Here is a 4799-nt window from a genome sequence, read left to right as displayed (position 1 = left end):
CGGCGAGGACCTGTCCGGCGGCGACTCGCACGGCGATCGCCCGGAGCGCTCCGACCGGGGCGACCGCGGCGACCGGCCGAACCGCGGCGGCGACGACGGCGCACGCCGTACCCGGCACCGCTCTCGTGGCGGGCGCCCCGAGTAAATGGGCATGCCTAATGACTCGACAGTGCGCAAGACCGTCCTCCCGGGCGGTCTGCGCATTGTCACCGAGTCCCTGCCGTCTGTCCGGTCGGTAGCGCTCGGCATCTGGGTCGGCGTCGGCTCACGCGACGAGGACCAGGCGCACGAGGGCGCCACCCACTACCTTGAGCACCTGCTGTTCAAGGGCACCCGCCAGCGCACCGCGCTGGACATCTCGGCGGCGATGGACGCGGTGGGCGGCGAGCTCAACGCGTTCACCGGCAAGGAGTACACGTGCTACTACGCGCGGGTGCTCGACGCCGACCTGCCGCTGGCGATCGACGTGCTGTCGGACATGGTCACATCCTCGCTGATCCAGCCGAAGGACGTGGACGCCGAGCGGAACGTGGTGCTTGAAGAGATCGCGATGAACGACGACGACCCGGGGGACACGGTCCACGAGGCGTTCACGGCGCAGCTCTTCGGCGACACGCCGCTCGGCCGCCCGGTCCTCGGCACGGTCGGGTCGATCAACGGGATCACCCGTGACCAGATCTGGGAGCACTACGCCGCCAGGTACACCGCGCCGCACCTCGTGGTCGCGGCGGCCGGCAACCTGGATCACGACGCGGTGGTGGCCAGGGTCCGTGCCGCGTTCAAGGACGCCCTGGAGGTGACCTCGGATGAGGCGCCCGCCGCGCCGCGGCTGCGCAAGTCCGACGGGGTGCTGTGGGAGGGCTACGGGCCGTCCGCCGGCTCCGGGCTGAAGCTGGTGTCCCGGCCGATCGAGCAGGCCAACCTGGTGCTCGGCTGTGAAGGGCTGGCCCGCACGGACCAGCGGCGGTTCGCGCTCGGCGTGCTGAACGCCGCGCTCGGCGGCGGCATGTCGTCGCGGCTGTTCCAGGAGATCCGCGAGAAGCGGGGGCTGGCCTACTCGGTTTACAGCTTCACCGCGCAGCACGCGGACACCGGCATGTGGGGCCTCTACGCCGGCTGCCTGCCGTCCAAGGCCGACGACGTGCTGTCGATCTGCGTCGCCGAGATCGCGAAGGTCGTGGACAAGGGGCTGACCGACGCGGAGCTCGACCGCGGCAAGGGCCAGGTACGCGGCGGCATGGTCCTCGGCCTCGAGGACCCGTCGTCGCGGATGACCAGGCTCGGCAAGTCCGAGCTGGTCTACCCCGACCTGGAGCCGGTCGACGAGCTGATCGCGGCGATCGACGCGGTCACCCACGACGACGTGAGCGCGATCGCGGCCGAGATCCTTACCCGGCCTAAGGCCCTGGCTGTCGTGGGACCGTTCGATGACCCGGCAGCGTTCTCAGGCGTCTTGTCCTAACCTCCTTTTCGCGAGCTGACCCCGACTTAGGGGCAGAAAATTACGTCAAAGCGCCGATAACAGCAAGAAAAGCGTGACGTTCTGCCCCTAAGTCGAGTGGCGTTGGCGGTGTGTGCCACAGCGCCAATAGGTTCGTGCCTGTGGGCCACACCGCCAATACGCGGTGGGCTCTTTCCGGGTGAGGATGCCTTGGCGGCGTAAGATCCTGCGCGAACAGCTAGCCAATGGGAGGCGTGATGATCAAGGTGGGGGTGGTTGGGGCCCGGGGGCGGATGGGGCAGCAGGTGTGCGCCACCGTTGCGGGGCAGGCCGACCTTGAGCTTGCCGCTCAGGTGGATGAGGGGGATTCGCTAGAGGCACTGCTCGGCTCTGGTGTCGTCGTGGACTTTACGCATCCTGGCGCGGTCATGGGGAACCTGCGGTGGTGCGTAGAGCATGGACTGAATGTCGCCGTGGGGACTTCCGGGTTCGGGGATGAGCGGCTGGCTGAGGTGCGGTCGTGGACGGATAAGGCCGAGGGGGTTCGGGTGCTGATCGTGCCCAACTTCTCCGTCGGTGCCGTGCTGATGATGCGGTTCGCCGCGCAGGCGGCCAGGTTCTTCGAGTCGGCCGAGGTCATCGAGCTGCATCACGCGAACAAGGTGGACGCGCCCTCGGGGACGGCGCTGCGGACCGCGGGGCTGATCAGCGAGGCCAGGGCCAACGGCGGGCTCGGCGCGCCGCCGGATGCGACCAAGCAGGAGGTGGCGGGCGCGCGCGGCGCGAGAGTCGACGACGTGCGGGTGCACTCGGTGCGGCTGTCCGGGCTGGTGGCGCACCAGGAGGTGCTCTTCGGCGGGCACGGCGAGACGCTCACGATCAGGCACGACTCGCTGGACCGGGCGTCGTTCATGCCGGGCGTGCTGCTCGCGGTCCGCGGCCTCGCCTCGCTGCCCGGCGGGCTCACCGTGGGCATCGAGCCGCTGCTCGGCCTCGGCTAGGGGGCTCGCGTAGGCTGCGGTTATGTGCCGCAGCATCAAGACCTTGCGCCCGCCGTACGCCGAGCAGGTGACCGACGCGGACGTCCGCGCCGCCGCCCTGCAGTACGTCAGGAAGATCAGCGGGTTCCGCGCCCCGGCCGCGCGTAACGCCGCCGCGTTCGACGCGGCCGTCGAGGAGGTCGCGGCCTCGACCGCCCGCCTGCTCGCCGCTCTCGAAGTTCGCCCCGGAGGGGCGAAGGCCGCCGTATCTGGGTAGGGAGCGATCATGCGGCTAATCCTCAACCTGATCTGGCTGATCCTGTGCGGCTGGTGGATTGCGATCCTGTACTTCCTGGCGGGCATCATCGCCTTCATCTTGATCATCACGATCCCGTTCGGCATCGCGGCGTGGCGGATCGCCAACTACGCGCTGTGGCCATTCGGCCGGTCCATCGTCAGGCGTCCCAGGGCCGGCATCGGCTCACTAATCGGAAACATCATCTGGATCATCCTGCTCGGCTGGGAGCTGGCCCTCGGCCACCTGATCAGCGGTGCCCTCCTCTGCCTGACGATCATCGGCATTCCGCTCGGGCTCGCCAACTTCAAGCTGATCCCGATCTCGCTGCTCCCGCTCGGCGTCCAGATCGTGCCGTCCGACGAGCTGTACCCCGGCTACCGCTGAAGCTTGTCGGGCTGGTCCCGTGGCAAGTCGTCGGTCGAAGGCACGTACACGGCGCCGCCAGAGCCCCGCGCCCGCAGCGCCGCGGTCACCCGCGCTGCCATGTATGACGGGAGGTACTCGGCCAGCGCGGACGGCGGGACGAACCTGAAGTCGTCGAGCTCCTCTTCCTGGAGCACGATCGGCGACGGATCGGCCAGCACACCGCCGTCGAAGACGAACGCCACCAGCGGCCTGGGACGCAGCCCCTCGGGAGCGATCCAGGCCACGGCGAGCAGCGGGCCCATCGGCACGCTAAGGCCGAGTTCCTCGCGCACCTCCCTGGCGCAGCCATCGTGCGGCGGTTCCCCGTCCTCAAGGATGCCGCCGGGCAGCGACCAATGGTCGCGGTAATTCGGCTTGACGAGCAGGACGTCGCCCGGCGGAGAAGTGATGAGTGCGGCGGCAGTTCCGTACAGGGTCGCGAGGGTCGCGTACCACTCGGCGGCGTCGAGGAACGTCGGCATAGTCCGACCCTAACGCGCACGCGCCGCGTCCGGCGGCGGTAGCCTTTCGGGCATGGATGAGACCGAGAGCAGAGTCGAGGTCATCGTCACGACTGACACCTCCGTCGCGCCGCACAAGGCCGGCGAGAGCAAGCTTTACGTGATGTTCGACGCGGCCAAGCCAGAGGCCGGAAAGCTCTACTTCACCGAAGCCGAGTGGGACGCGTTCGTGCTCGGCGTCAAGGACGGCGAGTTCGACCTCGACGAGGGCGGGAACCTGCCGCCGCTGCCTGAGTCGCAGCACCAGAACTAGGCCGCACGGCCGGACGAGCCAGGCTGGCGGCGCCCGCTCACCAGAGCGTGGGCTGCGCGGCCGCGGAGCCGGCCCTGGCGCCCGCGGCATCCCAGGCGCCGAGCACGCCCTCGTGGCGGAGCAGCCACTCCTTCCGGTCCAGACCCCAGCCGTAGCCGGTCAGCGAACCGTCGGCACCGATCACCCGGTGGCACGGCAGGATGATCGAGATCGGGTTCCGCCCGTTGGCGAGCCCGACGGCCCTGGAAGCTAGCAATGACTTGCCGAGCGCGGCCGCCACCTCGCCGTAGCTCATTGTCACGCCGAAGGGGATGCGGGCGAGCTCTTCCCACACGGACAGCTGGAACGGCGTGCCGCGCGGTGCGAGCGGCAGGTCGAACTCCTTCCGCGATCCCGCGAAATACTCGTCGAGCTGGGCGGCCGCCACGCCGAACCCGCCGGGCCGGCGAGTCCAGCCAGGCTGAACGGTCGCGGAATGGGACCCCGCGTCGAGCATGTACAGCCCGGTCAGCGCCTGCTCGTCACCCGTCAGCAGCAGCCTGCCGACGGGGGAGTCCACGATGTCGTACAGGGCCGGTGTCGCCGGGGCGCCAGGGTCGGACGGCAGGAACGGCGTGATCATGATGTCGGTGCCCCTTATGGTCGTGTTTCGCGTTCGGCTGGTTCGAGGGTTGCCCAGAGGTGGTGGACCGCGTATGAGCGCCAGGGACGCCAGCGTTCCGCGACCGCGACGCCCGCACCGGCGCCGAGGGCCGCGAGCGCGCGCAGCACTCCGACGTCCGTCGCCGGGAACGCGTCGGGATCGGACAGCGCGCGCATCCTGATGTAGGCCACGGTCCACGGCCCGATGCCCGGCAGCGCCAGCAGCCGCGCCGCCGCCTCGTCGCGGTCCGCACCGGGG

General features: G+C 69.7%; 7 protein-coding genes and 1 pseudogene. 5 read left to right on the top strand and 3 right to left on the bottom strand.

The window, feature by feature from the left end; all coding sequences use genetic code 11:
* The first annotated feature begins 145 nt into the window (after positions 1–145).
* The 4 genes from WA805_RS14035 to WA805_RS14020 all read left to right on the top strand — a co-directional run bounded on the left by WA805_RS14035 (position 146) and on the right by WA805_RS14020 (position 3103).
* Positions 146–1462, top strand: coding sequence for a M16 family metallopeptidase (locus WA805_RS14035; RefSeq protein WP_422287436.1), 1317 nt, complete (start codon positions 146–148; stop codon positions 1460–1462).
* 236 nt (positions 1463–1698) lie between these two features.
* Positions 1699–2442: a 4-hydroxy-tetrahydrodipicolinate reductase gene (gene dapB / locus WA805_RS14030; RefSeq protein ID WP_425242549.1), complete on the top strand. Its 744-nt coding sequence runs from the start codon at positions 1699–1701 to the stop codon at positions 2440–2442.
* A gap of 22 nt (positions 2443–2464) precedes the next feature.
* The gene (locus WA805_RS14025; RefSeq protein WP_422287432.1) at positions 2465–2698 is read left to right on the top strand and encodes a DUF2277 family protein; all 234 of its coding nucleotides are present in this window, start codon (positions 2465–2467) and stop codon (positions 2696–2698) included.
* Between the two features lie 9 nt (positions 2699–2707).
* Positions 2708–3103 (top strand): YccF domain-containing protein, encoded by a 396-nt coding sequence (locus tag WA805_RS14020; protein ID WP_422272349.1) that lies wholly within the window; start codon positions 2708–2710, stop codon positions 3101–3103.
* Here the strand turns inward: WA805_RS14020 and WA805_RS14015 are convergent.
* The gene (locus tag WA805_RS14015; RefSeq protein ID WP_422272347.1) at positions 3094–3606 is read right to left on the bottom strand and encodes an NUDIX domain-containing protein; all 513 of its coding nucleotides are present in this window, start codon (positions 3604–3606) and stop codon (positions 3094–3096) included. The genes WA805_RS14020 and WA805_RS14015 overlap by 10 nt on opposite strands.
* A gap of 52 nt (positions 3607–3658) precedes the next feature.
* On the opposite strand from WA805_RS14015, the gene WA805_RS14010 reads away from it, so the two are divergent.
* A complete protein-coding gene (locus tag WA805_RS14010) occupies positions 3659–3898 on the top strand; it encodes a DUF397 domain-containing protein (RefSeq protein WP_422272345.1) in 240 nt (79 codons plus the stop codon).
* Positions 3899–3935: 37 nt separating this feature from the next.
* Here the strand turns inward: WA805_RS14010 and WA805_RS14005 are convergent, their stop codons facing one another.
* The gene (locus tag WA805_RS14005) at positions 3936–4520 is read right to left on the bottom strand and encodes a methylated-DNA--[protein]-cysteine S-methyltransferase (protein WP_422341153.1); all 585 of its coding nucleotides are present in this window, start codon (positions 4518–4520) and stop codon (positions 3936–3938) included.
* Between the two features lie 14 nt (positions 4521–4534).
* Positions 4535–4799: pseudogene (locus tag WA805_RS14000) on the bottom strand (DNA-3-methyladenine glycosylase 2 family protein); the annotation flags it as partial.

Source organism: Trebonia sp. (genome assembly GCF_049794275.1).
Lineage (GTDB): Bacteria > Actinomycetota > Actinomycetes > Streptosporangiales > Streptosporangiaceae > Trebonia.
This window is presented reverse-complemented; position numbering and strand designations above follow the sequence as displayed.